Origin of the sequence: Paenibacillus sp. YYML68, from assembly GCF_027923405.1 — a bacterium.
GTDB lineage: Bacteria > Bacillota > Bacilli > Paenibacillales > NBRC-103111 > Paenibacillus_G.
The window spans coordinates 1,378,644-1,403,434 of record NZ_BQYI01000001.1 but is presented as its reverse complement, the minus strand read 5'-3'; the positions used below and the strand labels follow the sequence as shown (position 1 = coordinate 1,403,434).

At 52.0% G+C, this 24,791-nt stretch carries 19 protein-coding genes; 3 read left to right on the top strand and 16 right to left on the bottom strand.

All coding sequences use genetic code 11. The features are described 5' to 3' along the window. Nucleotides 1-5 precede the first annotated feature (5 nt). Nucleotides 6-2,249 (bottom strand): FAD-dependent oxidoreductase, encoded by a 2,244-nt coding sequence (locus PAE68_RS06240; protein WP_281885149.1) that lies wholly within the window; start codon nucleotides 2,247-2,249, stop codon nucleotides 6-8. 111 nt (nucleotides 2,250-2,360) lie between these two features. Between PAE68_RS06240 and PAE68_RS06235 the strand changes: the two genes are divergently transcribed. After that, nucleotides 2,361-3,167 (top strand): helix-turn-helix domain-containing protein, encoded by an 807-nt coding sequence (locus tag PAE68_RS06235; protein WP_281885147.1) that lies wholly within the window; start codon nucleotides 2,361-2,363, stop codon nucleotides 3,165-3,167. Nucleotides 3,168-3,232: 65 nt separating this feature from the next. Here PAE68_RS06235 and PAE68_RS06230 read toward each other — a convergent pair whose 3' ends face one another. The 12 genes from PAE68_RS06230 to PAE68_RS06175 all read right to left on the bottom strand — a co-directional run bounded on the left by PAE68_RS06230 (nucleotide 3,233) and on the right by PAE68_RS06175 (nucleotide 20,068). Then, nucleotides 3,233-5,530 (bottom strand): DUF4962 domain-containing protein, encoded by a 2,298-nt coding sequence (locus PAE68_RS06230; RefSeq protein WP_281885145.1) that lies wholly within the window; start codon nucleotides 5,528-5,530, stop codon nucleotides 3,233-3,235. 148 nt (nucleotides 5,531-5,678) lie between these two features. Continuing rightward, nucleotides 5,679-7,772, bottom strand: coding sequence for a heparinase II/III domain-containing protein (locus PAE68_RS06225; RefSeq protein ID WP_281885143.1), 2,094 nt, complete (start codon nucleotides 7,770-7,772; stop codon nucleotides 5,679-5,681). Continuing rightward, nucleotides 7,769-8,533, bottom strand: a complete 765-nt coding sequence (locus PAE68_RS06220; protein WP_281890927.1) for an SDR family NAD(P)-dependent oxidoreductase — start codon at nucleotides 8,531-8,533, stop codon at nucleotides 7,769-7,771. The genes PAE68_RS06225 and PAE68_RS06220 overlap by 4 nt, the downstream gene beginning before the upstream one ends. Continuing rightward, complete coding sequence (locus tag PAE68_RS06215) at nucleotides 8,529-10,397, bottom strand: sensor histidine kinase (protein ID WP_281885141.1); 1,869 nt, start codon at nucleotides 10,395-10,397, stop codon at nucleotides 8,529-8,531. The genes PAE68_RS06220 and PAE68_RS06215 overlap by 5 nt, the downstream gene beginning before the upstream one ends. Continuing rightward, nucleotides 10,397-11,431 carry a response regulator transcription factor gene (locus PAE68_RS06210; protein WP_281885139.1) on the bottom strand — a complete coding sequence of 345 codons (1,035 nt, stop codon included), beginning with the start codon at nucleotides 11,429-11,431 and terminating at the stop codon, nucleotides 10,397-10,399. Before PAE68_RS06210 ends, PAE68_RS06215 begins: the two co-directional genes overlap by 1 nt. Before the next feature lie 98 nt (nucleotides 11,432-11,529). Then, nucleotides 11,530-13,077 carry a type 2 periplasmic-binding domain-containing protein gene (locus PAE68_RS06205; RefSeq protein WP_309299311.1) on the bottom strand — a complete coding sequence of 516 codons (1,548 nt, stop codon included), beginning with the start codon at nucleotides 13,075-13,077 and terminating at the stop codon, nucleotides 11,530-11,532. Between the two features lie 130 nt (nucleotides 13,078-13,207). Next, a complete protein-coding gene (locus tag PAE68_RS06200) occupies nucleotides 13,208-14,089 on the bottom strand; it encodes a carbohydrate ABC transporter permease (protein ID WP_281885136.1) in 882 nt (293 codons plus the stop codon). Nucleotides 14,090-14,102: 13 nt separating this feature from the next. Next, nucleotides 14,103-15,059: an ABC transporter permease gene (locus PAE68_RS06195; RefSeq protein WP_281885134.1), complete on the bottom strand. Its 957-nt coding sequence runs from the start codon at nucleotides 15,057-15,059 to the stop codon at nucleotides 14,103-14,105. A gap of 350 nt (nucleotides 15,060-15,409) precedes the next feature. Further along, nucleotides 15,410-16,735 carry a polysaccharide lyase family 7 protein gene (locus tag PAE68_RS06190; protein WP_281885132.1) on the bottom strand — a complete coding sequence of 442 codons (1,326 nt, stop codon included), beginning with the start codon at nucleotides 16,733-16,735 and terminating at the stop codon, nucleotides 15,410-15,412. 50 nt (nucleotides 16,736-16,785) lie between these two features. Continuing rightward, entirely contained in the window at nucleotides 16,786-17,775 is a 990-nt protein-coding gene (locus tag PAE68_RS06185; RefSeq protein WP_281885130.1) for a right-handed parallel beta-helix repeat-containing protein, read from the bottom strand. Between the two features lie 201 nt (nucleotides 17,776-17,976). Next, nucleotides 17,977-18,975: a right-handed parallel beta-helix repeat-containing protein gene (locus PAE68_RS06180; protein ID WP_281885128.1), complete on the bottom strand. Its 999-nt coding sequence runs from the start codon at nucleotides 18,973-18,975 to the stop codon at nucleotides 17,977-17,979. A gap of 235 nt (nucleotides 18,976-19,210) precedes the next feature. Continuing rightward, nucleotides 19,211-20,068: a polysaccharide lyase family 7 protein gene (locus PAE68_RS06175; RefSeq protein ID WP_281885126.1), complete on the bottom strand. Its 858-nt coding sequence runs from the start codon at nucleotides 20,066-20,068 to the stop codon at nucleotides 19,211-19,213. 353 nt (nucleotides 20,069-20,421) lie between these two features. Between PAE68_RS06175 and PAE68_RS06170 the strand changes: the two genes are divergently transcribed. Further along, nucleotides 20,422-20,619 (top strand): tautomerase family protein, encoded by a 198-nt coding sequence (locus tag PAE68_RS06170; protein WP_281885124.1) that lies wholly within the window; start codon nucleotides 20,422-20,424, stop codon nucleotides 20,617-20,619. 28 nt (nucleotides 20,620-20,647) lie between these two features. Then, complete coding sequence (locus PAE68_RS06165) at nucleotides 20,648-21,865, top strand: MFS transporter (RefSeq protein ID WP_281885122.1); 1,218 nt, start codon at nucleotides 20,648-20,650, stop codon at nucleotides 21,863-21,865. Between the two features lie 77 nt (nucleotides 21,866-21,942). On the opposite strand, the gene PAE68_RS06160 is transcribed toward PAE68_RS06165, so the two are convergent. From PAE68_RS06160 to PAE68_RS06150, 3 genes are all read right to left on the bottom strand, one after another. Continuing rightward, nucleotides 21,943-23,316 (bottom strand): hypothetical protein, encoded by a 1,374-nt coding sequence (locus PAE68_RS06160; protein WP_281885120.1) that lies wholly within the window; start codon nucleotides 23,314-23,316, stop codon nucleotides 21,943-21,945. Further along, complete coding sequence (locus PAE68_RS06155; RefSeq protein ID WP_281885118.1) at nucleotides 23,306-23,896, bottom strand: sigma-70 family RNA polymerase sigma factor; 591 nt, start codon at nucleotides 23,894-23,896, stop codon at nucleotides 23,306-23,308. The genes PAE68_RS06160 and PAE68_RS06155 overlap by 11 nt, the downstream gene beginning before the upstream one ends. Before the next feature lie 199 nt (nucleotides 23,897-24,095). Beyond that, nucleotides 24,096-24,785: a CPBP family intramembrane glutamic endopeptidase gene (locus tag PAE68_RS06150; protein ID WP_281885116.1), complete on the bottom strand. Its 690-nt coding sequence runs from the start codon at nucleotides 24,783-24,785 to the stop codon at nucleotides 24,096-24,098. Nucleotides 24,786-24,791: the final 6 nt, after the last annotated feature.

Here is a 24,791-nt window from a genome sequence, read left to right as displayed (position 1 = left end):
GTGTGTCACGCATACACTCGTACCTCGATCAGCTCCGCACAAGGCGCGCCATTCGTCTCTTCGATGATGACTCGCAGCTGTGCCGTATGCAGTCGCTGCTCCAAGCGATGTACACGCTTGCGCTTGCGGTTGTCCCGCTCCTGCAGTACGACCGTCCAGCTGTCATCGACCCACGCCTCCAGGCGGTAATTCTTCGCCAGCTCAGGAATGATGTCGAACGGAGTGCGATGATGATGCAGGTTGATAAGATCTTCATTCACTTCATCATTCCACGTCAGATGAATCTCTGACATGGCCATTGGCTCCGGCCAGCTCAGCTCAATGAATGCCTCCTTGCCGTTCAGTCGCTCGCTTCTCCACATATTCGGTCCGCCGTACGGCCGCGTGTACCCGTTCAATACGTTCGCTTCGGAGTAAGCAAGCGTAGGCGAGGTCACACGGAAGCAGAGCGGCTGACGATCCAGCTTCTGCGTGCTCCACTGCAGCACCGGCTGCTGCGGCTGGTCCTCCAGCCTTCGATCGACGATCGGCTGACACCCTTTGCGGAAGCAGAGCACGCCCGTGAATGGTTCATTGGAGCGGTATAGAGCTACTCCCTCCGCTGCCTTCACGACGAGGAACGCATTTTGCGCGGAGGCTGGCTTCCATTGGATGTTGAAGCGTACCCATTGCAGCTGTCCAGCCGCCACTTCAACGGTACAGCTGGTGATCCGCTCGTGCGGAACGTAATTTTGCGGCTTGCCGGTTGCATAGAGCTCTACCGTAATAGATGTGTTCGCCTTGGCATCGAGCAGCAGCTCGACTACGTCCAGGGAAGGATGGACCGGGAACAAGATCCCCATATCGGCGTCGAGGGATTCGGGCTGAACGGGATGCTCGATGGCGATGCGCTGCATCGTACTGGATGACTTCACGCTGGCCAGCCTCGCTTGATCCAGCGGGTCCGCATTGCGCAGCCCGAGCACCGAGGCATCTTGACGAAGCAGCGTCTGCTGCAGCTCCTCCAGATGGTCGTGGTATACGTCACGCGGCGATATGCCATACTTGACGCACAGCGCTGCACCTGTTCCCGCTGCCTCACCGATGACCGCACATGTCGCCATCACTCGCGTCGTCCCGAAGGCGACATGCGTCGCACTCATATTGCGCCCTGCCATCAGCATGTTACTCACATTCACCGAGTACAACGAGCGGAATGGAATGTGATAATTGCCATCCGCATGCAGATGCTTCGAGCCGCTCTCCTCCGAGTATACGCCCTGCGGCGGATGGAGGTCGATCGACCAGCCTCCGTATGCGACCCGATCCTCGAACAGCTGCTGAGCGATAATATCGTTCTGATTCAGCATATAATCGCCGACGAAGCGGCGGTACTCTCTTTTACCAGGAACGGTGCCGACCCACTCGAGCGTCATCTGCTCCGAATCGAATTGGCCCGAATTCTTGATATAATCCCATATGCCATAAATGACGGCCCACAGCTCATCGCGAATTCGCTCGTTGTCGTGGACGGTGTCGAGCTCGCCGCCCCACTCGATCCACCAATACGCACAGCCGTTGTCCCCGCTGCGAATGACCCGACGAAGAGGTATCGTCGTCTGCGTCACATCGATGGCGAAGCTGGGCTTCACGTACTTGACCGGCTTACCCGCATCCTTCGTATAGAATAGCAGCGTGCTGCCGAGCGTAATGTCGTCCGCTGCCTCCGGAGCCCAATCCTCGTTGAATTCGCTCCGCGCCTCCCGACCTAGCCGATATTTCGCTCCTGCCAGGAAGCCAACCAGTCCATCCCCCGTGCAGTCCAGATACACCTCGCTCTCCAAACGAATACGTCGCTCCGAGCCCATCATCCATCCGGTGACCGAACGAATGCGCCGCTCGTCCTCATCCCCATCCGCCTCCACCTCATGAACGTCCGTGTTCAGGAATAGCTGAATGTTCGTCTCCCTCTTCACTGTCTCGTGTACGACAAGATCCCAATAATACGGATTACCTTCCGGATTCGTATACTGGTTCTCGACGAACATCTCGCCCATAATGCCGGTTTCTCTCGCATAGCGGTGGGTGCCGTGTCCGGTTGCGCCGCACACCCATACCCGAACCTCACTGCTGGAGTTGCCGCCTAGCACCGGTCGGTTGTTGACCAGAGCAACCGTATGACCGAGCCTCGCGGCAGCTACCGCAGCGCACACGCCGGCAAGACCGCCGCCGATGACTGTAAGATCTGTCTTCACCGTCTCCTGTCGCATCGAATACACCTCGCAATATACTTTTCATTCATGGTACACTGCGGATATATCTTTTAACATACAGGAAACGATCACTGCACATATACTTTATTTCACTAGGAGGCGCTTCGAATGAATGAGCTTCACCTTCAGCCTCAGACCGGTCGCATACAGCTGCTTCATCATTATTATTGGCATGAGAAGCCATCGTTCCAGCTTGACGAGGATACATATCCCCACTGGGGCATCTTCGCTGTGGAGCAAGGCGGCTTCCGCTTCGGAATCGGCGATGACGAGGACGGTGAAGCGACGTTCGGCGATTGGGTCGTATGTCCGCCCAATACACCGTTTCGCAGGGAGGTCATCCAGCCGAAGCCGCTCACCTTCCACTTCCTGCGGTTCGAGTGGGCGACAGCACCATCCATGCTGCCGATGGGCAAGATAACGTTCAGGGACCGCGAGCGACTCAGCTCCGCTTACCGATACATGCAGCAGCTATCTGCACTCCCCGAGGAGCAGGCGCTGCTATGGCGCAATCGATTCGTGCAAGAGCTGTGGGACGGGTATGTGCTGCAGCACATGCTGCCAGAGCCAGCGCCGAGTGACCCCGTCTGCGACGATTCGCTGATGCTCGCTGCAAGGCGCAAGCTGCAGGAGCGGGCCTTCCATGCCTTGTCGATGAACGAGCTTGCAGCGGAGTGCAGCCTAAGTCCCGTTCAGTTCACACGCCGCTTCAAGACCGCCTTCGGCTGCACCGCCTCCGATTATGTGCGCGAGCTTCGTCTGGCCGAGAGCAAGCGACTGCTGACAGAGACCTCTCTGACTATTGAGCAGGTTGCACATCGCTCAGGGTACGACAATGGCTTCTACTTCAGCCGCGTCTTCTCCCGCCATATACAAATGAGCCCTTCGGAATACCGAAGGGCCCATCGGGTGTAGTCATAATAAAAGACCGCAAGCCATGCGCAACCTGCGCCTGCTTACGGTCCTATATGGTACGAAAATTAATACGCCTTACTGATCTCTACCTTCTTCGTAATGCCTTGATCCGTCAAGTAGAGATGAACGCCGTGATCCTGATCGTCCATGAAGTAGGACACATACTTCGTATCGCCCTTCTTCATCGGTACGAGCAGTGTTACGAGGCGGTGGCTGCGAGCAGACTTCGTCTTCGCTGTAAGGTGCCATTCCTTCGCCAGTCCTTCGATCTCGGAAGGATCCACATCGAGGAACTCGTTCTGCTGCGACAGAGCCAAATCGCCGGACGAGCTGTAGATGAATCGACCGTCCAGCTCGGCCTTCTCTCCAACGACGCGGAACGATTGTCCCTTCAGCTGCATCTCATTGCGCGTATGGAACAGCCAATCAATCGAGCCCGGCTGATCCAGATCAACGGAATCGACGATAACGAAGTACGATTTGTTGATGAAGTACGTCTCACGAATATATTTCTTCAAGTAAGGCACGTTCTCGAGGTAAGCAGCTGTCGCATTGGCACGCACGTAGCCGACGCCATCTGCTCTCTGCTCAGCTAACTCGATAACGCCCTTAGCTGCCATGTTCAGAACCTTATCCGTACCAGCATATTGACCCTTACCGTCGATCAAGATGTTGTTCGTCGAACGGGTTTGTCTGCGCCAGTTGCGGTGCATCGTCGAGCCGAACGCGACATAATAGCCCGACTCGATCGCAAGCGGCTCGCCATAAGCGTGCAGCAGGAATGCGTTCTGATCGCCGTGGCTGTGGCTGACGGAGCCGTAGCGGCTGCTCTTCGTCAGGAACATAATGTGCTCGTTCGGATCGTGCATCTTCTCGTGCATGGCTACCCAGCCGATGTCACGGAACCATTTCAGCGGCTCAACATCTACAGGCTCTACAGCCTCTACGCTCGGATAGTCGAACTGATACATCATCTCATCGAAGCGGAAGTCCCACCAGCCGTAGTTGTAGAACTTCTTCTCCGCCTCAGGGTCAAGCTTCCGAGTCTGCTCGTAGTACCACTGGTACATACCGTTGCCCGTGTTACCTGCATATTGGCGAATGTTGAAGCCTGTCTTCAAGCTTACTGGATCACCGAGCGTCGACTGGTCGCCGAAGCTTGCGCGGAGTGTATCCGGGCTGAAGCAGTAGAGCGGGAAGTCGCCTGTCTTATCGAAGAACGGACGCTTGTAGAAGTTATGGCCTGTATATTTGCGAATCAGGTTAACCGCCTCAGTAACGAAAGCCATCTGCGTCGTCCAGTACATCGGACCTTCCGCCCAGCCGCCGTCCTCTCCGCCCCATGGGGAATACAAGCCTGCGTAGTACTCGAGCGTATAGTCCAGCCATTCCTTCGCCTTCGGCTCTTCATGCAGCATCGCAATGCAGCAAGGAGTAAGCACGGAGGACAAGGAACGCACCGCATGGCTGTCGTAAGGCACCTGATGAATCTTGGAGCGCTCGATAACGTGGAAGGCTACCTGCTCTGTACGCTGTAGCAGCACATCTCGAACCGCCGTACGCTCTTCTTCGTTCATGTGGGCATACAGCCAGTCATAGCCCCATGCAAGGGCACCGGCGATACGGAACGACGACTCATCGTTATAATCACGGGAAGTCGTACCTTCCGGGTTCCAGCTTACGACATGCATGAGCCAGCGCTTTGCGTGAGCGATCAGCTCTGCGTCCTCAAGCACAACACCTGCGACCGACAAATGACGAATCGCGTACAGCGTTTCCTGGCAGTCCATGTACATCTTCCGCCACAGCTTCGCGACGCGCTTGTTGTCCGGATACGGTGCAGGCTCGGCGATCAGCTCGCGTGTCGTCCACGGCAGCACGGACTTCTCATAGAACTCGTTCCAGCCGCAGTAGCTCGGGTCAGCAAGCACCTGCTCACGGAACTTCTGCAGCTCCGACGCTTGCAGCCACAGGCGAGGGTGAGTTGCATCGGTGCTCGCATAACGCTCTGCGCGGCTAGGAAGCGGTGTTTCCGGAAGACCTTCGCTCACGTTGAACTTACGAACCGTGCTCCACTCGCTGCAGCGCTTCTCGGACTCATCCACAAGTGCATAACGCCAGTAGTATGTTCCAGGCGACAATGCTGTGTCAGGCGTGAATAGATTGTAAGGAATCGGTGCGAACGATTGCGTACTAGCCTCGTCGAAGTCGGGCGAGCTGCTGATTTGCAGCACATATTGGTCATCGTCAAGCTGAGCAGGCATCCAGGTGAAGCGTGGAGGATTCTCCAAGAGCTTCGTCGATTCGTCGGGTTGGTACAGGACAGTCAATATGCCGCTTGCTGGTTCATAAGTCGTTTTCATGAATACCATTCCTTTCGATGTTGTTTATAATGATTGTTTGTAGTGAGACGCCGATGTTGCATGAAATATGCGACATCGGCGTCCCGCGTTCTTTGCGCTATCATTCAACGCAATTTATGCAACTACTATACGAATAACCTGTAACGTATTATACAAGCTCGCAGCGAAGTCCTTGCTCTTGATCGAGCGAGTACTTCCATGCTTGACCTGCCGCACGCACAACGAAGCTGCCGCCAGTCATGACGCCGCCCTCGATGCTGCAACCAGACAGATCGAGCTCAGCAGGAGCGTCTCCATTCTGGTACACAGCAATAAAGGTTGCAGCCAGACCCGAGGTACGGATGCAGATTCCGCTCATCGGACGCGAAGGATCGTCGGCTGTACCTGGATATACGACCTGATGCAGCTCGGTATAAGGTGTGCACCACAACGAAATCGCAGCTTGTGCTCCTTGCGACTGCTGCAAGAACGCACGTGCTTCGCCCGCTTGTTCGGTCACATGACGCGACACCGAACGTACGTACGCATATCCTGCAGATTCCGCCTCACCTAAGCTGACGCCCGCATTCGCATGAACAGCGTTGAACTCAAGTGCTGCAGACGGCTCCGCTTGTGCTCCCTGCGCTGTCAAGGTGCCTGCTCCGTGATACCACCAATCAATCGTATCGGACTTCTCCAGCTCGACCTGGAATACATCGACGAGTAGCGTAGCATTCATATAGAGGTGACGGTTCATAACCGCACCTTCATACGCTTCGGTTGAGCGCAGCCAACCGTATACGCTGCCCTCAGCTTCTTGCCACTTCATCAATTCGCCAGTATGCGGCTGCTGCGAGCGGCCACCAACGGATACGGTGTTGTGGCTCGCCGTCTCTGCGTACCAGTCCTTGCGCAGGTTCGAGCCGTATGGCACCATGCCGAGCTCCGGTGCCAGCGTGCCGTCACGGTGCTCTAAGCTAATATGTAGCTTATCGTAATGTCCGTGGGAGCCGCCGTGCGGACCGAAGTCCACGAGGAACGACAACGGATTGCCCGCTGTACGTCCGATGGCGAAGCCTGATTCCGGAAGCAACAGCGATGTAGCCTGACGCGCACCAGCTGAGCTAGGATCTACCTCTTGCTCACCATACACGAGCGATTCCAGCGAGCAGCGGAACACGCGAGGAAGCTTCTCCGCGGCGCTCAGTTGACGGTATGCCTCTGCGAGAACTGGCAAGTAAGCAGCCTTCTTGTATTTCGAATAACCGATCTCGAACACTTCGGCAATCTCTCTTGCATAAGGAACGCGTGCATATGGACCATCGTGCAGGGCAGGAAGCTCGCCCTGATCGTTAGCCATTGCAGCCAGTACGTCGAGCATACCCTCGTAGGTCTGACCTTGCTCACCTTGAATACTGAAGATGTCTACCTGCATACGCTCTGCCATCTCCGCTGCGATCAAGTACGCGCGAAGCACGAACACGTGGTAATACGTGCTGCCCTCGAACTCGAACTGATCCGGCATAACACCGATCGTCAAGTGATGGCGAATGCCACCCTCGCCGCCGATCAGACCGCTCAGCTTCTCGCTTTTTCCCGTCGCTGCATATACGCTTGCGAGGGATGCGTTCAGCCACGCTGTATAGTTGTTCTCCGCATTCTTTCTCTCGTGAATCAGAATGTGGCGGTACAGCGTCATGCTCTCTTCGAGCATAGCGAAGAAGCGCGTCAGCGGCTCCGCATCCTCATCGAACTTCACACCTTCATCAAGAAGAAGCAAGTAAGCACGAATTAAGGTTGTGGACCAGATCGCCTCGGTTAATGCCTGATGGAACGCGCGGCCCTTCAGCATCCAAGGCTGCGCGTCCGGATGTACCGGATAGTTCGGGAACTGAAGAGCATAGCTCGTAATGATGGTGCGTCCCAGCTCCGCATAGCGGGCATCGTGCGTTCCAGCATATACAGCCGCCGCCTGCAGCGCATAGCGGGCGAGTGACTGATGCTTGAACACGAGCCAGCCGCCGCGATACGGCTCACCGCTTACGACGCAGCCGTGCGGACAATGAAATTGCTCTGCATTCGCTTCGAATGGATTAAACAGAAGCTCCGCATGATGCTCCGGGCATACGTATTGATGCCACCAGCCGCCCGGCTCATGCGGAATCGTCATTCCGCTTTCTGCAAAAGCGTCGAGCTCCTTGCGGAGCTGCTCAAGTACTTCGCCGGACCATTGTGTAGTCTGAAGCTTCTCGTATATTCTCATCGCATGAACATCCCGCCGTTGATTTCTACGGTTTCTCCCGTAATGTAATCGGACAAGCTCGAGCTCAGGAAGAGAGCAAGATTCGCTACATCCTGCGGCGTGCCTTCACGTCCGAGTGGGATCGAGTTAATCGTAGCAACACGTGCTGCATCAGGTGTGAACGTCGAGTGGAACGCCGTCTGGCCGATGAAGCCAGGGGAGATGCCATTGACTTGAATTTGGTGCGCCGCGAGTTCCTTCGCGAGTCCTTTTGTATATGTCAGTACAGCGCCCTTGCCCGCTGCATAGATCGTAGCGCCAGGTCCGCCGCCGTTATGAGCTGCTACAGACGTCAGGTTTACGATCTTGCCGCCCTTCTTCTCGATCATATCTTTAGCAACGGCCTTGCACATGAACACGCAAGATTTGAAGTTCACATCCATAACCTTCTGGTAATGCTCTTCTTCCATCTCAGCATTCGGCACACGCTTAACCAGATGGCCTGCGTTGTTAACCAGAATGTCGATCGGACCGAATGCTTCACGAACGTTGTTCGCTAGCACATCTGCTTGTGCAACATCAGTCAGGTCAGACTGGAACGATACAACCTCAGCACCAAGCTCACGAATACTCTCTACAGCACGAGCAGCTGCCTCTGCATCCTTCAAATAGCTGATCGCTACCTTCGCACCTGCTTTAGCCAGCGTCTGCGCGATCGCCAGACCAATACCGTTGTTACCTCCAGTTACGAGTGCTACTTTACCAGTCAGGTTTACTTCAATCATGGTTTCTCTTCTCCTTTGTTTTGTTGAATAGTTTGGCTGAGCGTTCGACCTTCGGCATCCTCATTATAATGGTGGTGCCGAGTCCTTCTTCACTCTCTATGCTTAAGCCGTACTGATCGCCGAACACCATCTGGATTCGGCGGTGTACGTTCACCAAACCGATACCGCCGCTGTTCGATGCCTTCACTGCAGGCTCTGCCAGCTGATTGCGAGCGAGCGCCTCTTGTACTTCGGCAAGACGCTCACACGTCATGCCGGCGCCGTTATCCTCGACGAAGAATAAGAACAAGCCATCCTCTTCCCTAGCATCAATGCGGATCCAGTGCCTGTCCTCAATTCCGAGAGGGAAGGCATGCTGGAATATATTTTCTACGAGCGGCTGCAGCGTCAGTCGAACCATCTTCTCCATTAATAAGGAAGGTGGTATGACGACATCCAGCTCGAACTCTCGTCCGATCCGGTGCTGTAGTATAATCATGAAATTACGTACATGATTCAGCTCGTTCGCTACCGTAATTTCTTCGAGATTCGTCTGGATCGAATATCGCAGCATGAAGGCCATCGCGCCGACCATCTCCGAGATCTCCTCGGAGTTACGTACGATCGCATAGGCGTTAATCGTCTCCAGTGTGTTATACAGGAAGTGTGGATTGATCTGAAGTTGCAACGCCTGGAATTCAGCGTTCCTGCGCTCAAGCTCAATACTGCGAAGCTCATAGGCCGAACGTTGGTTCGACAGCTCCGCTGAATACACCTGCTCGATCATCTCAGACAGCCTGGACACCATCAGGTTGTAGCTGTGAATTAAGCCGCCTATCTCATCCTGACGGTCAAGCTCTTGCTCGATATGCTGCCAGTTGCCCTTCTCCGTCTGCCGCATTCCTTCCTTCAACGTCTGAATCGGACGCACAATCGATCGGCCGAAACGGTACGCCAGTATAAGCGCAAGCACGAGTGCAAGTAGCCCGACCATGATGGTCGTCGACCGGATCGTAGAGATCGGCTCGCGCAGCTCCTCCGTAGGCAACGATACGACGACGCGCCAGCCGGAGTAATCCGACTTGCGGGAGACGAGCAGATGCTCCTCATTCCCTAGCTGCTCGGTTATCGTTACATCCTTCATTGCAAGCAGCTTGCTGATTAATGGTCCTGTTATACGGTTATCCTGTGGAAAACCTGGCGGACGATAAATCAGTTCACCCTCTGCATCAAGGATAAAGAAGAAGCCGCGCCTGCCGAGCTCAATATCTTTCCATGTCGCCGCGAGCTCATCTGCCTTAATCTCCATCGCTAGGACACCCTTCGTCTGATAGGAGGTATGTCCGCGAATACGACGGGCCAGCGTATACACATCTGTCGTCGGTACATCACGCAGGCTTCGATTAATGATTGCGATAGAACCGTTGTCCGGGAGTCGCTTGTTAAAAAATTCGAGCTGCTCCTTGGAATCAATACGCTGAATGAATGCTGCACTTTGATTGTCATCAATAATCGCTTTGCCATGATCACCGAGCACGAACAACACATTAATCTCGTTATACAGGATGAAGGTCGGACGAAACACCGTATTCTGGATACGCTCGCGTAGCTGCAGCAGCGCATAGCTGTCTTCAGGGCTAATATCAAGTAACGACTTCACATCTGAATTGGACAAGATGGAATGGCTTGCACGCTCGTACCTCTGCAGGATACGATCTGACTGGCCTAGCGACGTCTCGATAAATTGCGTCACATAATTCTCAACCTGCTGGGACAGTTGGGTTGACGCTTGATAGTATGAGATAAAACTGACTATGCTAAGCGGCAGCACAATGACAATCAAAAAATAGACAAAGATTTGCCGAGCGAGACTGTGCTTCATCACTCAATCCCCAGCTTCTGCCGATACTCCGACGGTGAATAGCCGGTATATTTCTTGAACGTCTTCGTAAAATGCGGATGGTCCGCGTAGCCTACCTCGTAGGAAATATCGGTAATCCGATAATGCGGCTGCTCGAGTAGCTGCTTCGCCTTCTCCATCCGTCTGCGAATTCGGTATTGCACGAACGTCTCACCGGTATGCTGCTTGAACATTTGGCTGAAATAGGACGGGTGCAGACCTAGATATTCGGCCACTTCCTCTAGCTGAATCTCACGGGACAGATTGTCATCGATATATGCCTTTGCTTCTTCAATCGGATCACGAGTCTTGCCTCTGCGCTTGCTCTTCAGCTCTTCCACAAGGGACATAATGTAATCGTTCAGCTGTTCATGTGCTTCAGCTTCCAGCTCGGTTAGGCGAAGCGGAGACCGCTGCTCGAACTTATAGGTGCCGCGGGCTTGCAACTTCTTTACTAGAAGCTCCAAGAGGTCGGTGTGCAGCTTATGCACCGTCCTCGCGCTGTAGGCGCCTTCCGTGCAACATTTCCGCCATTCCGTAAGCGTCTCCATCAGATCTTCGATCCGCAAGTCCCATAGCTTCTGCTCCAGTCGCTCAGCCCAATGGGTCAGTGTCGCTGCGGATACGTCCGGTAAAGCTGACTGCTGACGCTGCGCCAGCACCCGATCCAGCGTCTCATACAGCTCCTGTCTCGCAACTGGCTTCAGCAAGTAATCCTTCACACCTGACGCCATGCACTTTCTTGCGTATTCAAAGTCACTGTATCCAGAGATGACGATCATATCGAGTTCTAGTCCCAGCTCATGAACAGAGCGAGTAAGCTCGAGCCCATCCATGACCGGCATACGTATATCTGTGAGCACAATGTCAGGGGCTTGCTCGAGGATGAGAGCCAATGCGGACTTCCCGTTGTCAGCGGTCCGGATGTGCACTTGATTATCCTTATACTGCGTCAGCAGTGTAGTCAAGCCTTTCAAAATCATCGGTTCATCATCTACGATCAGCACTCGAAGCATTGGCTCACCTCAGTCAAAGTTGTGTTTGTAAGTAGACCCGCTCCCTCATCATAGTGACGAAAGGAGCGGGTCTAGTTTATTGTACTGTTATGGCGACCCTATTTCCACTGCTGAGCTTCTGGTCCTCTATACTTGAGGCCTTCTTTCTTCGAGTAGCGCTCGTTCGCTTCCTTCAGAACCTCGTTACCACCCTTAGCCTTCCACTCCTCAATAACCTTCGGCCAGTCGGAGATCGGCTCTACGCCATACACCATCTTAACCATGTGCGTGATCAATACTGGCGGAGGCGTGTCAGACAGCGGGGATACATCCGGATTCTTCGCCATGGAATCAAGACGAGGATCGAATTCCAGACCGCCGCGACCTTCCTTAGGAAGGATCGTATCGAAAATGCTCATCAACTCTTTACCAGCAGGTGTTGCATTCAAGATATCTTTACGGTAAGCATCGTCCTTCACCAAGTGCAGGAAGCCGCTCAGGTAACGCTGCTCGGATACTTCTTCAGCTGTCTTAGGCTCTACCGGAAGCGTCAGATCGAACCACTTGTTCGCCTCATCCGTTACTTGCCATTCGAAGAACTTCAGAATGTCTGCAGCCTTATCCTTCGCCTTCGCATTGATGAAGTACGAACGAGTTGCGGACGAGTACAGGTAGCCGCCGCCCTTGCCATCAGGACCTACAGGAGAAGCAATGATCTTGATTTTCGCATCAGGTACGTTCTGCTGAAGCTGAGTCTGCCACTGCAGATACTCCTGCGCGTTCATTTCCCACATACCAGCTTTGCCGGAGATGATCAGGTTCTTGAAGTTCGTCGGGTTGATCGTTGGGAATTCCTTATGGATCAGACCTTCGTCGAACATTGTCTTATATGTTTGCAGAGCCTTCTGCATGTTCTCTACATCGAAGAACTTCGGCTGTACCTTGCCATCAACTACCTCGAACTGGCTCAGGTATGGATATACGTCGTACGCGCCGAAGAAGATATCGGCATATTTGAAGTCTTGGCGACCCATGAACGGATGCTCAACGCCCATCTTCTTGAACGCACGCAGCATTTCGAGGTACTCGTCAACTGTCTTCGGATCCTTCGTAATACCAGCCTTCTCCATCAGGTCAGCACGTACCCAAGTTGCGCGGCGGGACGGGTTGGAGAGGTACTCTGGAATCGCGTAAATTTTGCCGTTCAGGGATACTTCATCCCAAGCTTCCTTCGGGATCGTCTTCAGAAGCGTTGGAGCGTGCTTCTCGAGCAACTCGTTCAGCTCAAGGAAGACACCAGCCTGTACAGAGCCTGCAAGCTCCTTACCGTTCGTACCCGCACCTGCCTGAACAACGTCCGGAATTTCGTTAATCGCGAACATCTGAATCATTTTCTGCTCATAATCCTTGTGAGGAATGAGTTGAATATTAAGATCGGTGTTCGTCTTCTTCTCAAGCTCAAGAACCCATTTGTCCTTGTTGATGTCCGCATGCTTCTCAACGTAATCAAAATTGTTCGTACGGAGCGAGATCGAGAACTGTGTTGGTCCTTTGTTTGCTTCGCCTTCCTTCGGTGCAGCGCCTTGATCATTGCTTGGTGTACAACCTGCTGCCGTACCAAGTGCCATCACCATAGAAAGTGTGCCTAGCGTCCACTTTTTGTTCAATCGAACCCCTTCTTTCTGTCATGTTTTTATGAAGCGCTTTCAACGCCTACACATAGTATCGCGTATTTTTCGCTAAGGAACAATGGAGGACCTTTAGCTGACTTGTCTTTTTTTAAGGTCCCCCAAGTTATTAAGATTTAACCGAACCGATCAACATACCTTTAACGAAGTACTTTTGAAGGAATGGATAGATACACAGAATCGGAATCGTCGCGATGAATACGGTTGCCATCTTGATACCCTCCGGCGACATGTTCAGCATCTCAGAGAACAACGAAGCATTCGGATCACTGTTGATCTGATCTGCATCGATGAGCTGACGAAGCTTAATCTGTAGCGGATACAGGGCGCGATCGTTAATGAAATACAGCGCGTTCGTATAAGCATTCCAATGGTATACGGAGTAATAAATACCCATAGTAGCCATAGCTGGCTTGGACAAAGGTACAACGATTCTCCACAGGATGCCCATCTCTCCGCAGCCGTCGATACGGGAAGCGTCGATCAGCTCGCTCGGAATGTTCATGAAGAACGAACGCATAACGAAGAAGTTGAAGGCACTGATCGCATTCGGAATCATGAGCGCCCATAGGCTGTTCATCATTCCGAGTTCCTTCACAAGAATGAAGACAGGAACGATTGGTGCGCTGAAGATGATCGTGAACAGAACCATCATGAGAATGTATTTGCGTCCCAAATACTCAGGCCGCGAAAGTGGATAAGCAAGCGTCGACGTCATGAACAGGTTAATTGCGGTACCGCATACCGTAACGGTTACACTGACCATGAATGCTCTCCAGATCGTAGGATCGTTGAAGACGTGCTGATAGTTGATCCAGGTGAATTCGACCGGCCACAAAGCAACTAGACCGTTCGTAATCGCCTTCGAGCTACTGAGCGACTGTGCGAATATGTTCAAGTACGGAAGAAGCATCGTGAGCGCAAGCACTGTCAAGAAAATAATATTGAATACGTTAAAGGCACGCATGCCTGGTGTAATACGATGGTTCATGGAATGTCACCCCCTAGTATAAGCTCTCGCCAGTAGCTTTTTTACTCAGCTTGTTCGCAACCACGATCAGCGTCAAGCCGACCAAGGACTTGAATAAGCCAACTGCTGTCGTATAGCTGTATTCCTGCTGCAGCAAGCCTGCGCGGTAGATGTAAGTATCGAGAATTTCACCGTTTTCGTACGTCAACGGATTCAAGAATACGAATACACGGTCAAAGCCATAGTCAAGGAAATCACCAATTTTCAGAAGGAACAAGATGGTCATCGCTGGAAGGATCGATGGAATCGTGATCGCAAGCGTCTGCTGCCAACGGTTAGCACCGTCAATCTCCGCTGCTTCATACAGATCCGGGTTAACCCCTGCCAATGCTGCCAGATATATGATCGTTCCCCAGCCGACTTCTTTCCATACACCGGAGGTGACGAGTACACCGCGAATCATGGAGTTCTCAGCCAAGAAGTAGATCGGTTCGAAGCCCAGCCACTTGATGAACTGGTTCACAATACCTGTCGATGGCGACAAAATACCTACTGCAATACCACCGATAATAACCCAAGACAAGAAGTGTGGCATATAAATGACTGTCTGAATTACTCGCTTGTACGCAACAATGCGAAGCTCATTCAGCATGAGGGCAATGACGATCGGCATCGGGAAAGCGATGATAATATCAAGCCCGCCTAGAATGAACGTATTTTTCAATATTCGCAAAAAATCTGCATGCTCGAACATACGCTCGAAGTGCTTGAAACCAACCCACGGACTACCAAATACACCTTTGAAAATGTTGTAATCCTTAAATGCAATAAATGATGCGGCAAGCGGTACATACTTAAAGAGTAAGTAGTACACGATACCTGGAATTGTCAGGAAGTACAGCACGCGGAATTTCCACATGTACTTCCACACGCTCATGGAGCTGCTGAGGACCATTACTTGGTCGGCGGGTTTAATTTTCGCTCGTGACATGTCACTCATCCTTTATCTGTAGATTATGTTTTGCATGGAATGGCCTTACTGTGGTTCATGCTGCAAGATCGATTCAGTGAGCTGCTATCATAGCTCTGCCTGCATAATATAGAGCCTTGCATGCGTGTTCGTACCTCCTTCGATATTATCTAAATGTACTTTGACGGTGTAAGAGCTTACACACTTATCATAGTGTAGAGGCTGTACAGCAACAATGGAATGCCTTCTGCCGCTCTTGTGTTTTTTTAAGGTACAGGCATATTTTGTCGCCTAAAATTACATGAATCGTCAAAAAACCCGGCTACAAGAGCCGGGTTTTTCATTATTTGACAATTTAAATCAATGGCATCTTAAGGATGCACGTGCGTAAGCGAGTAGAATGTCGCCTTCACGTGATCGGACTTGTCACTAGTTGTATCCGTATTATTTTGGTTGTATACGCCAGCCTTGTAATACAGATACTTATCATTGTAGCCGGACGGAAGCGTGTAGTTGACCGTCGTCGTGGAGCCGCCCTCTGGCGTTACCTTGACTGTCATCTGAAGACCTACGACCTTGATCTCGTAGCTCCACTTCTGACCCAATGCAATACCGTTCGAAGGATTCAGGTTGCTCGGTCCACCAAGGATGTTTACATATGTGTTCTTGTTGCTCAGGTCATCCGTACCGAAATAGATCGCACCCTTGCTGTCGGAAGGACGCTTGTGGAAGTACAGACGGATCGGCTCTGTTTCCGGTCCATGGATTTGACCAACGACAACACGGCCCAGCTTGCTGCTGTCACCGCTAATCGAGACGCGGTCAACCGTCAGCGTAGCCTTCATCGTGCCATCCACACCACCAGCTTGCGACTTCGTAGACGAAGAAGATGTCGACGTCACCCAGTTGTTACCGAGCGAAGTCGTGCCTGCGGACGGGTTCAGCATTTCACGAAGCTCCGAGCGCGGGTAAGTACTGTTCGTCGTCGTGCTGGCGAGATTCGGCGACATGAACACCATGCCTCCGGTTACCGGATCTGTGTAGAACCACTCAGAGTGCGTATAGCCGTTGCTCAGTGTGGAAGGTTGTACCTCCGAAGCGTTCGGAAGCGTAATTTTCCACTTAGTCAAGTCAAAGTTACCAGATGGAGCCTTGGACGGGTCTAGTGTGCCTGTACCGCCGCCACCGCCGCCTGTGCTGGAGCCTGCGCCCCATACCTCTACTTCGTTGTAGCTATTCCATGTATTAACAGAGTTACCATGTCCTACAATACGTACATAACGAGCACTCACGTCAGTGAAATCAAAGGTCTGAAGGTTGTTGTTCTGGGCGCTGTTCACATTGCTAAGACGAGTACTCCAGTTCGTATTGTCCGTGGATGTCTGAATATCGAAATTCGACGTACGCGAGGAGCCATTGTGGAAAGCCATCTTTACAAAGGCTACCGTCTTGGTCGATCCGAGGTCCAGCTTCAACCAAGCTCCGTTTCCATCTCCCGACCAGCGCGTGCTTAAGCTGCCATCAACCGCTTGAGCAGGTCCGCATGTGCAACGAGTATCATAAGTGCTCGCCGATGCAGTGGCGCTCAGCTTCGTCTCGCCAGCAGCTGTAACAGCGCCAGTGAAGCTTGAGCCCATCATCATAACAGCACCTAGTGTGGAAACGCTAAGCTTTCGAACAACCGACTTATAAGTCATTTTCAAACCTCCAATAATTTTTTTATTTGGTAACGTTTGACCGTACTAAATTAGTTCACGCTTCCCTTATACATGTTGCCGGACGGACTGCGTGTGTTGCTCGAAGCTGTCGCCGTTGCACCATTGTCAGCGTTTACAACATAAGGTGTGGAATTATCAAGGTACAGTGTATTGCCTGTAAACTTTGCATTTTGTCCCCAGCCGCTTGCGCGCTCATGCACTTGGAAAGCGTCTACAATTTTACTGTTGTTGTTGCGGTAGCCGACATTATTTTTGATCGTGTCGTTGTTGCCCTTCACGTCAATGAAGCTGTCCGCGTAGTTCGCACCAGAAATGCCCGTTCCGTTGAATGTGCAGTTCTCAACCGTTGTGTACGAAGAACCTTCCTTAATGTCGACATGCTCCGCACGAACGTTAGGACCGAACGTAACAGCTGAGATGCGATTGTTGTTCGTCTCCTTCTTGTAAGTGCCCCACTTGCCGATATCCGACCCAACATACACACCTTCACCGTACTCAGGATTCAACAGACCCGTGTCTTGAACAGTCGAATTCTTGATCGTATTGTTCGAGCTTCCGTCACGGTAGTGGACGCCTTCCTCACCGATCTTGTACACGTCGACGAACTCAATCCAAGTGTTGTTCGCGTTGTCGAGCATGATACCCTTCTTCGCATTCGTTACCTTCACATTGCGAATATCGTAATAGTCGCCTGTGATGTACAGCGCGTATCCGCTTGATGTCGTGCCGCCGTTAATAATTGGCTTGTTCGTGGAGCTCGCGCCCTTGATCGTAATTTTCGCCGAGGACGTGCCGTTCTTCGCAGCGACAAAGTTACCTGTGAAGGTAGCACCAGCTGCAAGCGTAATGACATCTCCTGGCTGTGCGTTCGCAAGCGCAGAGCTCAAGCAGGAGGACGTGCTGCAAGTAACCGATGCAGCTTGCGAAGGAGTCGGCATTGCGATTGCGGTAAGAGAGAATATTGCTGCAAGTGCTACCGATTTATGAAGCTTGCCAAAGGATGTCTGTGTGTTGTACATATCATTCATTCCTCTCTTCGTCTGGTGTTTGAATGCGGTTTCATATTTCAGTTTATTAGAGTTTCTTCGGAGCCTCCTTTCTCTAAGCTTTCGTTGTAACAGCGCTTACATTTATACAATACAAAGTTTTCCTTTACACGTCTTGTCAAAATCACACATGTTCTTGTTTTTTTTCAATACAGTAAATCGTCCATTGTAATATTAATTAACGCTTCCCTTATACATATTACCGGACGGACTACGTGTATTGCTCGAAGCGGTTGCCGTTGCACCACTGTAAGCATTTACGACATAAGGTGTGGAGTTATCGAGGTACACCTTATTTCCGGTAAAGCTTGCATTTTTACCCCAACCACTTACTCGCTCATGAACCTGGAAAGCGTCTATAATTTTACTGTTATTGTTACGATATCCGGTATTGTTCTTAACCACGACATCATTACCCTTGACATCCATGAAGCTGTCTGCATAATTCGCTCCGGAGATACCTGTTCCGTTGAATGTACAATACTCGACAGTTGTCCTAGAGGAGCCTTCCTTGATGTCAATATGCTCAGCACGAACGTTAGGACCGAACGTCACATACGAGATGCGATTATTATTGGTTTCCTTCTTATAGCTTCCCCACTTGCCAACATCTGAGCCGACGTAGACACCTTCACCATACTCCGGATTGAGCAAGCCGGTATCTTGTACGGTCGAGTTCTTGATGACATTATTCGAGCTACCGTCGCGATAATGTACGCCTTCCTCACCGATCTTGTACACGTCTACGTACTCGATCCATGTGTTATTCGCATGATCAAGCATAATGCCTTTCTTCGCATTCGTTACCTTCACATTGCGAATATCATAATAGTCTCCCGTGATATGCAATGCGTAGCCACTCGACGTCGTACCGCCATTAATGATAGGCTTGTTCGTCGAACTTGCGCCCTTGATCGTAATTTTCGCCGAGGATGTGCCGTTCTTCGCTGCTACGAAATTCCCCGTGAAGGTTGCCCCAGCTGCAAGCGTGATGACATCGCCTGGCTGCGCATTAGCAAGAGCCGATTTCAAGCAGGAGGACGTGCTGCATGTTACAGAAGCGGCTTGCGAAGGTGTGGGGATTGCGAAGGCGGTGAGTGATAGTATTGCAGCAAGTGCTACCGATTTCTTAAGCTTTCCAACAGGTGGCTGAGTGATGTACATTTCATTCATTCCTCTCTTCTACAAGATATGTTTGAATGCGGTTTCATCCTGCAAGCTGCTGTGGCTTGTTTCCCTACCTCCTTCAATCATTATCGTTGTATAACAGCGCTTACATTTTTACCATACAAAGATTTCCACTGAAAGTCTTGTGAAAACACTAGATGTGCTTGTCATATTTTAATGAAAAATATAAAAAGACGCAGACCGATTCAAGCATCTGCGTCAATTGAAGTTAGACTCTAACTTAAGGATGCGTATGCGTCAGGTTAAAGAATGTTGCCTTCACGTGGTCAGAGGATGTGCCTGTGTTGTTCTGGTTGTACACGCCTGCCTTGAAGTACATGTACTTGTTGTTGTAGCCCGAAGGAAGGGTATACGTCTTCGTTGTAGTCGAACCGCCTTCTGGTGTAACCTTAACTGTCATGGTCAAGCCAACAACCTTGATCTCATAGCTCCACTTCTGGCCAAGGGCGATTCCGTTCGAAGGGTTCAGGTTGTTCGGTCCGCCAATAACGTCCACCCATGTGTTGTTGTTGCTCAGGTCGTCCGTACCGAAGTAGATCGCACCCTTGCTGTCGGAAGGACGCTTGTGGAAGTACAGACGGATCGGCTCTGTGTCCGGTCCGTGGATTTGGCCGACAACGACACGACCTACCTTGGAGCTGTCACCTGTTGTCGACACCGTATCAACACGAAGTGTAGCCTTCATCGTGCCGTCTACACCGCCAGCCTGCGACTTCGTCGAGGTGGACGATGTCGAAGTTACCCAGTTGTTGCCGAGCGACGTAGTGCCTGCAGAAGCATTCAGCATCTCACGAAGCTCAGAGCGTGTGTAGGTGCTGTTAGGCGTAGTCGAGCCCAGATTCGGCGACTTGAACACCATTCCGCCTGTCGCCGAATCGGTGTAGAAGTAGCTGGAGTTTTGGTAGCCGGACAGGTTCGTCACTTCGGAGCCCGTTGGCAGCGTCAGCTTCCACTTCGTCAGATCGAAGTTGGAGGATGGTGCGCACGTTGTGCACAGTGCCGCGTAAGCGATACTACCCATGCTTGATACGGTCAAAGCTAATGCGAGTACTAACGAGCCAATTCTTTTCTTTTTCATAATCCATTCATTCCTCCTTAGAATAGTTGCTGCTGTTTCCTAAACGACAGACTGAGTTCGAAGTAGTCGGCCAAGCCCTCCATTCCAGATTTGCGCTTATCCTCCAGCGCTTACATGAAGTGTAATCTATTTCACAAGAGAAATTCTTGTATAATTCAAAGCTTAATTTGGATTTTGTTAGTATTTTTTGTTAATTATTCTTTGTAACCTATATACACTTTTACCTCATATTCACAATAATTCGATTGTATCTTAAAAAAACACAAGGGCCGCAATGTAACCCAATTGCTTCTCATAGCGCACTCCACTACGATTAATATACTTGCGTACTATAAAACAGGAGGTAGACAAACATGCCACAAATTACAATCAAGATGTATCAAGGCCGCACTCAGGAGCAGAAGGACAAAATTGTAGAGGTATTTACCCGCGAGCTGTCCGCTATTATTGACCGTGACCCACAATTCATCAGCATCCACTTCGACGAAATTCCAGTTGATGAGAACGCTCCTGCCAACCTACGCAACAAGACGGATCAGGGCTCGCAGTAATGGGTGAACGGTCATGGAGACGAATTCCATGACAACACCTAACGCCTCAGCGAGCAAGCAGAGCTTATGGTCTGTTCATCTGATCACGATGTATGCCGACACGCTGCTCATGGCGATCGGCTTCTTCATGCTCGGACCGCTGCTCGGCGTTCATATGATCAACAATCTCGGCTGGAGTGCTGCGGTGGCCGGATCAGTCATGGCGATCAGCGGCTTATCGCAGCACGGCTTCAAGTTCATAGCAGGCGCATTCGCGGATCGGATCGGCTATAAGAAGGCGATTCTGCTCGGCGTCGGCGTCCGTATCGTAGGCTATACGCTGTATGGCCTAGTGGATACTCCAGGGGGCTTCATGCTCGCTGCCTTCATTGCCGGACTCGGCGGGTCGATCTTCCATCCTGCGAGCTATGCTACGTATGCGCGTCTAGTCAAGGGTGAAGACAAGTCCCGCATATTCGCCATGAGAGAGATGCTTAGCAATATCGGCTTCATTCTCGGACCGGTCATCGGTATGTTCCTGCTGAAGCTTGACTTCACGTACGTCTGCTTCTCAGCTGCAGCGATGTTCGCCATCGCGTTCGTCGTTACGCTTGTGCTGCTTCCTTCGCTTGGAGGCGATCAGTCGGATACCGCTTTTCTCACGTTATTCTCTGATGCGTTGCGTGACCGCGCGTTCGTGCTGTTCAGCGTGCTAGCCTTAGGCTTATGGGCACTGATGACACAGCTCTACTTGGCCGTACCAGTGAGAGCTGACTTCATTCTTCCCGACTCGTCCGTCGTCGCATATATGTATATGGGCGGTGCAATCTGTATGGTACTGCTGCAGCTGCCTGTCCTCCGCTTCGTGGAACAGAAGCTGTCTGCAAGCCAAGGCCTTGCGCTCGGTTCGATCATTCTTGGAACAGCCTTACTGCTTCTCGGCTTCTCACAAGGTGTATGGACGATGCTGCTTGCGATTCTGCTGTTCACATTCGGACAGATGATTGCGCTTCCGCTTATGAATAATATGATATCCCGCTTCTCCGGTCCAAGTCGGTTCGCGACCTACTTCGGCTTGAATGGCTTTGCGCTGGCGATCGGGGGCTTCCTAGGTAATTCGGGCTCTGGTAAGCTGTATGATATTGCTCGCTCTTACGCGGAGCTGCAGTGGGTGCCTTGGACGGTGCTGTTCAGCTTCGGAGCCTTGCTAACCGTGCTGTTCATGACGATAGGCAAGCGCTTCGATCAGCTGCCATATAAAGAGTAATAAGTTGTACGATACGAGAACAAGCCTGATCTTGAGCACAGAGCTCTTGATCAGGCTTCTTTTTGATATGCTTAAGCTTATTCCAGCTGCAGCGGCAGCTTCCATGGTCCTCGGACCAAATAATGCGGCTCCGCAAGTGAGAAGGCAAGCACCGATTGGTCTGGAGCTATTTCCAGCCGGAGAGACTTCATAACGGCTGTTGTCGGACTGATATTATTCCAGCTGAACGAGTTATTATACTCCGAGTTCGGATATCGAATCCTAAAGCTGAGCAAGCTCCTTGGCTCAGACGGCTTGTAGCCTAGATCCACGTCAAGAATGACGGATGTTTCACTCACACGCCCCAAGCGGGTGAAGCGAACCGGGAAGCCGTCTAGGGCAGTTTGTACATCAATCGATCGCTCTATGCCCACCTGAGGGAGAGGAATCGATATCTTCGAAGAGATCTCATCCCGGTCTGACACTTCAAGATAAGGAATAACTACCGTATACGGCAACGCGCCTCCTGCAGGCAGCTCTTGAAATTGAAAGTCGGAAGGATACGTCATCAGCTCAGACTTCACAAGCTCCGCTCTCCCTCCACTTGCATCCTCCACGTACAAGCTCGCTTCCGGCACAGACGGAGATACGCCATAAGATTGAACACTAAGACCAGACTGCGGCAGCTTCGGGACAAGCTGTACTCGAATGTGCTGATCGGTTATTCGCGTAGGGAATGCGGTCACTCTAATGTCCTGCTGAACGTCGCTCGAGCCGAGATGCTCCAGCGATTCAGCTGTTCTCGGCGCTACGAGCGCTAATGGGCCAATGACAGCACCGTTGATATGCAGTGTGATCGCAGGGGACGTGGGCACCTTCACTCCTTTGGCCGGAACGTATGTCCCGTACCAATCGCCCGACGAAGCACGCATGGCAGAGGTGAACGCATAAGTGCTACCGTTGATCTCCGCCTTGAAGCCAGTTACCTCTGGCGTCTGCACACCGCGCAGCTTGATCATCGTACCGCCCGACTGTAGTACAATTCCGTCAATCATCAGCATGCCCTCGCCAAGCTTGTGCACATGCGGCTTCTCCAGCACAAACGTCTGTTGACCTTGCGCGGCTTCCTGCACCGTGCCGATACCTGGCACATATTGCAGCACCTTTTTCAACTCGGCCTGTACGGATGGGATCGAGGATGCGCCGAGAGCGACAATGAGAACAGCCGCTACTGCAGCTGCGATGACTCGACGCCGAGGCGAGCGGAGTCTCTTAGGCAGAGCTGTATCGGTCTGCTCAAGCCGTAGCCTTGCCAGTGTACGTGTCTTCACTCGTGCGATGGCTGACGTATCAACCGCACGTATGGGATCAGAATGATGAGCAATGTACTCTGTCTCTAGCTGCTCCAGCTCTGCTCGGTCCGCGTCGAGATTGTCCATCCACTCATATATAAGCTTCTCTTCATCTTTCATCTATACGCCCTCCTACGTCAGCTCCCGCGAGCCCTAGCGCCTGCTTCATCATCACGCGGCATCTATAGAGCCGACCTTCAACCGCCTTCTTCGTCAGGTTGAACATCGCGGCCAGCTCATCCAAGCTGTCGTAATAAAAGTACCTTCGCCAAAACAAGCTGCGATCCGGCTCGCTCATCTTGACGACACAAGCAAGCAGCTCCTGTGTGAATTCACGGGATAATGCGCGCTGCTCGGTACAAGTGCCACCCGGGATCAGCTCAGCCTCCCGCAACGTAATCCGTTCTTCCTCCTGACGCATCAGCTTGCGCCTCGAGTCCAGCGCCTTGTACTTAGCTATTAGGAGCAGCCACGTCCGGAAGGAGGCACGGTCTGCGTCATAGCGATCAATGTGATGCCAGGCCGTCCAGAACACGTCGCTCCCACATTCCTCCACATCCTCCTCGCTCCCCATACCGGACATCACACGACGTACGAGCGCTAGCACACTCGGTCCCCACTCGTCTATTGCTTCCTCTAATGCTCGCTCATCACGACTCTCGAATCGCTGAGCCCAGCTCAGGCTCTCCTTATTAAGCATGCTGCGAACCTCCGGTATCATTGTACTCCTTACTACGTCGTCATACAGCTGAAGCACTCAGGAAGCTCAACTTTCAGCCCCCGCCTCCACGCACAAAAAAGAGGACACTAGCTCCGAATCCGAGCTACATATCCTCCATAACGGTTCCACGTACCTTCTCCATCCGCAATCCGTTTTACTTGACACCGGGAATCTGGATTTACTCCGACGAATGTCTCGGCAAAAAAGCTAAGATTCGTACATCCATCAGGAAGTGAATGATCATAGCAGGCCATATCGAGCCGGTCAACGCATAGAGGGAGCCAAGCACAGCTCCGACCAGCGCCGTAGTGGCAACGCCCTGCACCCCTTGATACGTATGCCCGAGACCGAAGATGACCGCCGAAATGATAATCACGCTCCAGCCGAACGGCTCAAGGCCCAGCGACGCCAGATAATGAAATAAGAATACCCGGTACAGCAGCTCCTCACAGATGCCAGCGCTAAGCGATATCCAGACCCAATAGAGCCGCTCCGGCTGCGTCTTCGGCAAAAATGGCTCCACCCCGGCGAGCTGCCGGCTCATCGTGTGGCGAAACGCCTTGCTGACCAGCGCCAGAACGACAGGCACAACCGTACCGATCAGCAGAGCGCCTAGCAGGACCGCTCCAGTCCTATCAAGCTCCAGCTTGAGCTGAAGCTCAAGCAAGCCGGGAAGCTCGCCTGTAAGCCAGGCTGCAAGCATCAGATAGGCAGTCAACCCCCACAGCATCAGGAGCACGAAGCGGTAATACTTCATTCGCGCGGAGCTATCGGTTTGTACGACTTGCTTGAACGTCTCATACTTTCGGTAGCCGAGAACAGGCTCTACAGCAAGTAAATATAAGAATAGCGCATGCAGCAATACCACGCCTAT

What these genes read in the sequence shown, in the direction of transcription:
- PAE68_RS06240 (WP_281885149.1), bottom strand. Translation starts at nt 2,249, where the DNA reads ATGCGACAGGAGACGGTGAAGACAGATCTTACAGTCATCGGCGGCGGT.
- PAE68_RS06235 (WP_281885147.1), top strand. Translation starts at nt 2,361, where the DNA reads ATGAATGAGCTTCACCTTCAGCCTCAGACCGGTCGCATACAGCTGCTT.
- PAE68_RS06230 (WP_281885145.1), bottom strand. Translation starts at nt 5,530, where the DNA reads ATGAAAACGACTTATGAACCAGCAAGCGGCATATTGACTGTCCTGTAC.
- PAE68_RS06225 (WP_281885143.1), bottom strand. Translation starts at nt 7,772, where the DNA reads ATGAGAATATACGAGAAGCTTCAGACTACACAATGGTCCGGCGAAGTA.
- PAE68_RS06215 (WP_281885141.1), bottom strand. Translation starts at nt 10,397, where the DNA reads ATGAAGCACAGTCTCGCTCGGCAAATCTTTGTCTATTTTTTGATTGTC.
- PAE68_RS06210 (WP_281885139.1), bottom strand. Translation starts at nt 11,431, where the DNA reads ATGCTTCGAGTGCTGATCGTAGATGATGAACCGATGATTTTGAAAGGC.
- PAE68_RS06200 (WP_281885136.1), bottom strand. Translation starts at nt 14,089, where the DNA reads ATGAACCATCGTATTACACCAGGCATGCGTGCCTTTAACGTATTCAAT.
- PAE68_RS06195 (WP_281885134.1), bottom strand. Translation starts at nt 15,059, where the DNA reads ATGTCACGAGCGAAAATTAAACCCGCCGACCAAGTAATGGTCCTCAGC.
- PAE68_RS06190 (WP_281885132.1), bottom strand. Translation starts at nt 16,735, where the DNA reads ATGACTTATAAGTCGGTTGTTCGAAAGCTTAGCGTTTCCACACTAGGT.
- PAE68_RS06185 (WP_281885130.1), bottom strand. Translation starts at nt 17,775, where the DNA reads ATGTACAACACACAGACATCCTTTGGCAAGCTTCATAAATCGGTAGCA.
- PAE68_RS06180 (WP_281885128.1), bottom strand. Translation starts at nt 18,975, where the DNA reads ATGAATGAAATGTACATCACTCAGCCACCTGTTGGAAAGCTTAAGAAA.
- PAE68_RS06175 (WP_281885126.1), bottom strand. Translation starts at nt 20,068, where the DNA reads ATGAAAAAGAAAAGAATTGGCTCGTTAGTACTCGCATTAGCTTTGACC.
- PAE68_RS06170 (WP_281885124.1), top strand. Translation starts at nt 20,422, where the DNA reads ATGCCACAAATTACAATCAAGATGTATCAAGGCCGCACTCAGGAGCAG.
- PAE68_RS06165 (WP_281885122.1), top strand. Translation starts at nt 20,648, where the DNA reads ATGACAACACCTAACGCCTCAGCGAGCAAGCAGAGCTTATGGTCTGTT.
- PAE68_RS06160 (WP_281885120.1), bottom strand. Translation starts at nt 23,316, where the DNA reads ATGAAAGATGAAGAGAAGCTTATATATGAGTGGATGGACAATCTCGAC.
- PAE68_RS06155 (WP_281885118.1), bottom strand. Translation starts at nt 23,896, where the DNA reads ATGCTTAATAAGGAGAGCCTGAGCTGGGCTCAGCGATTCGAGAGTCGT.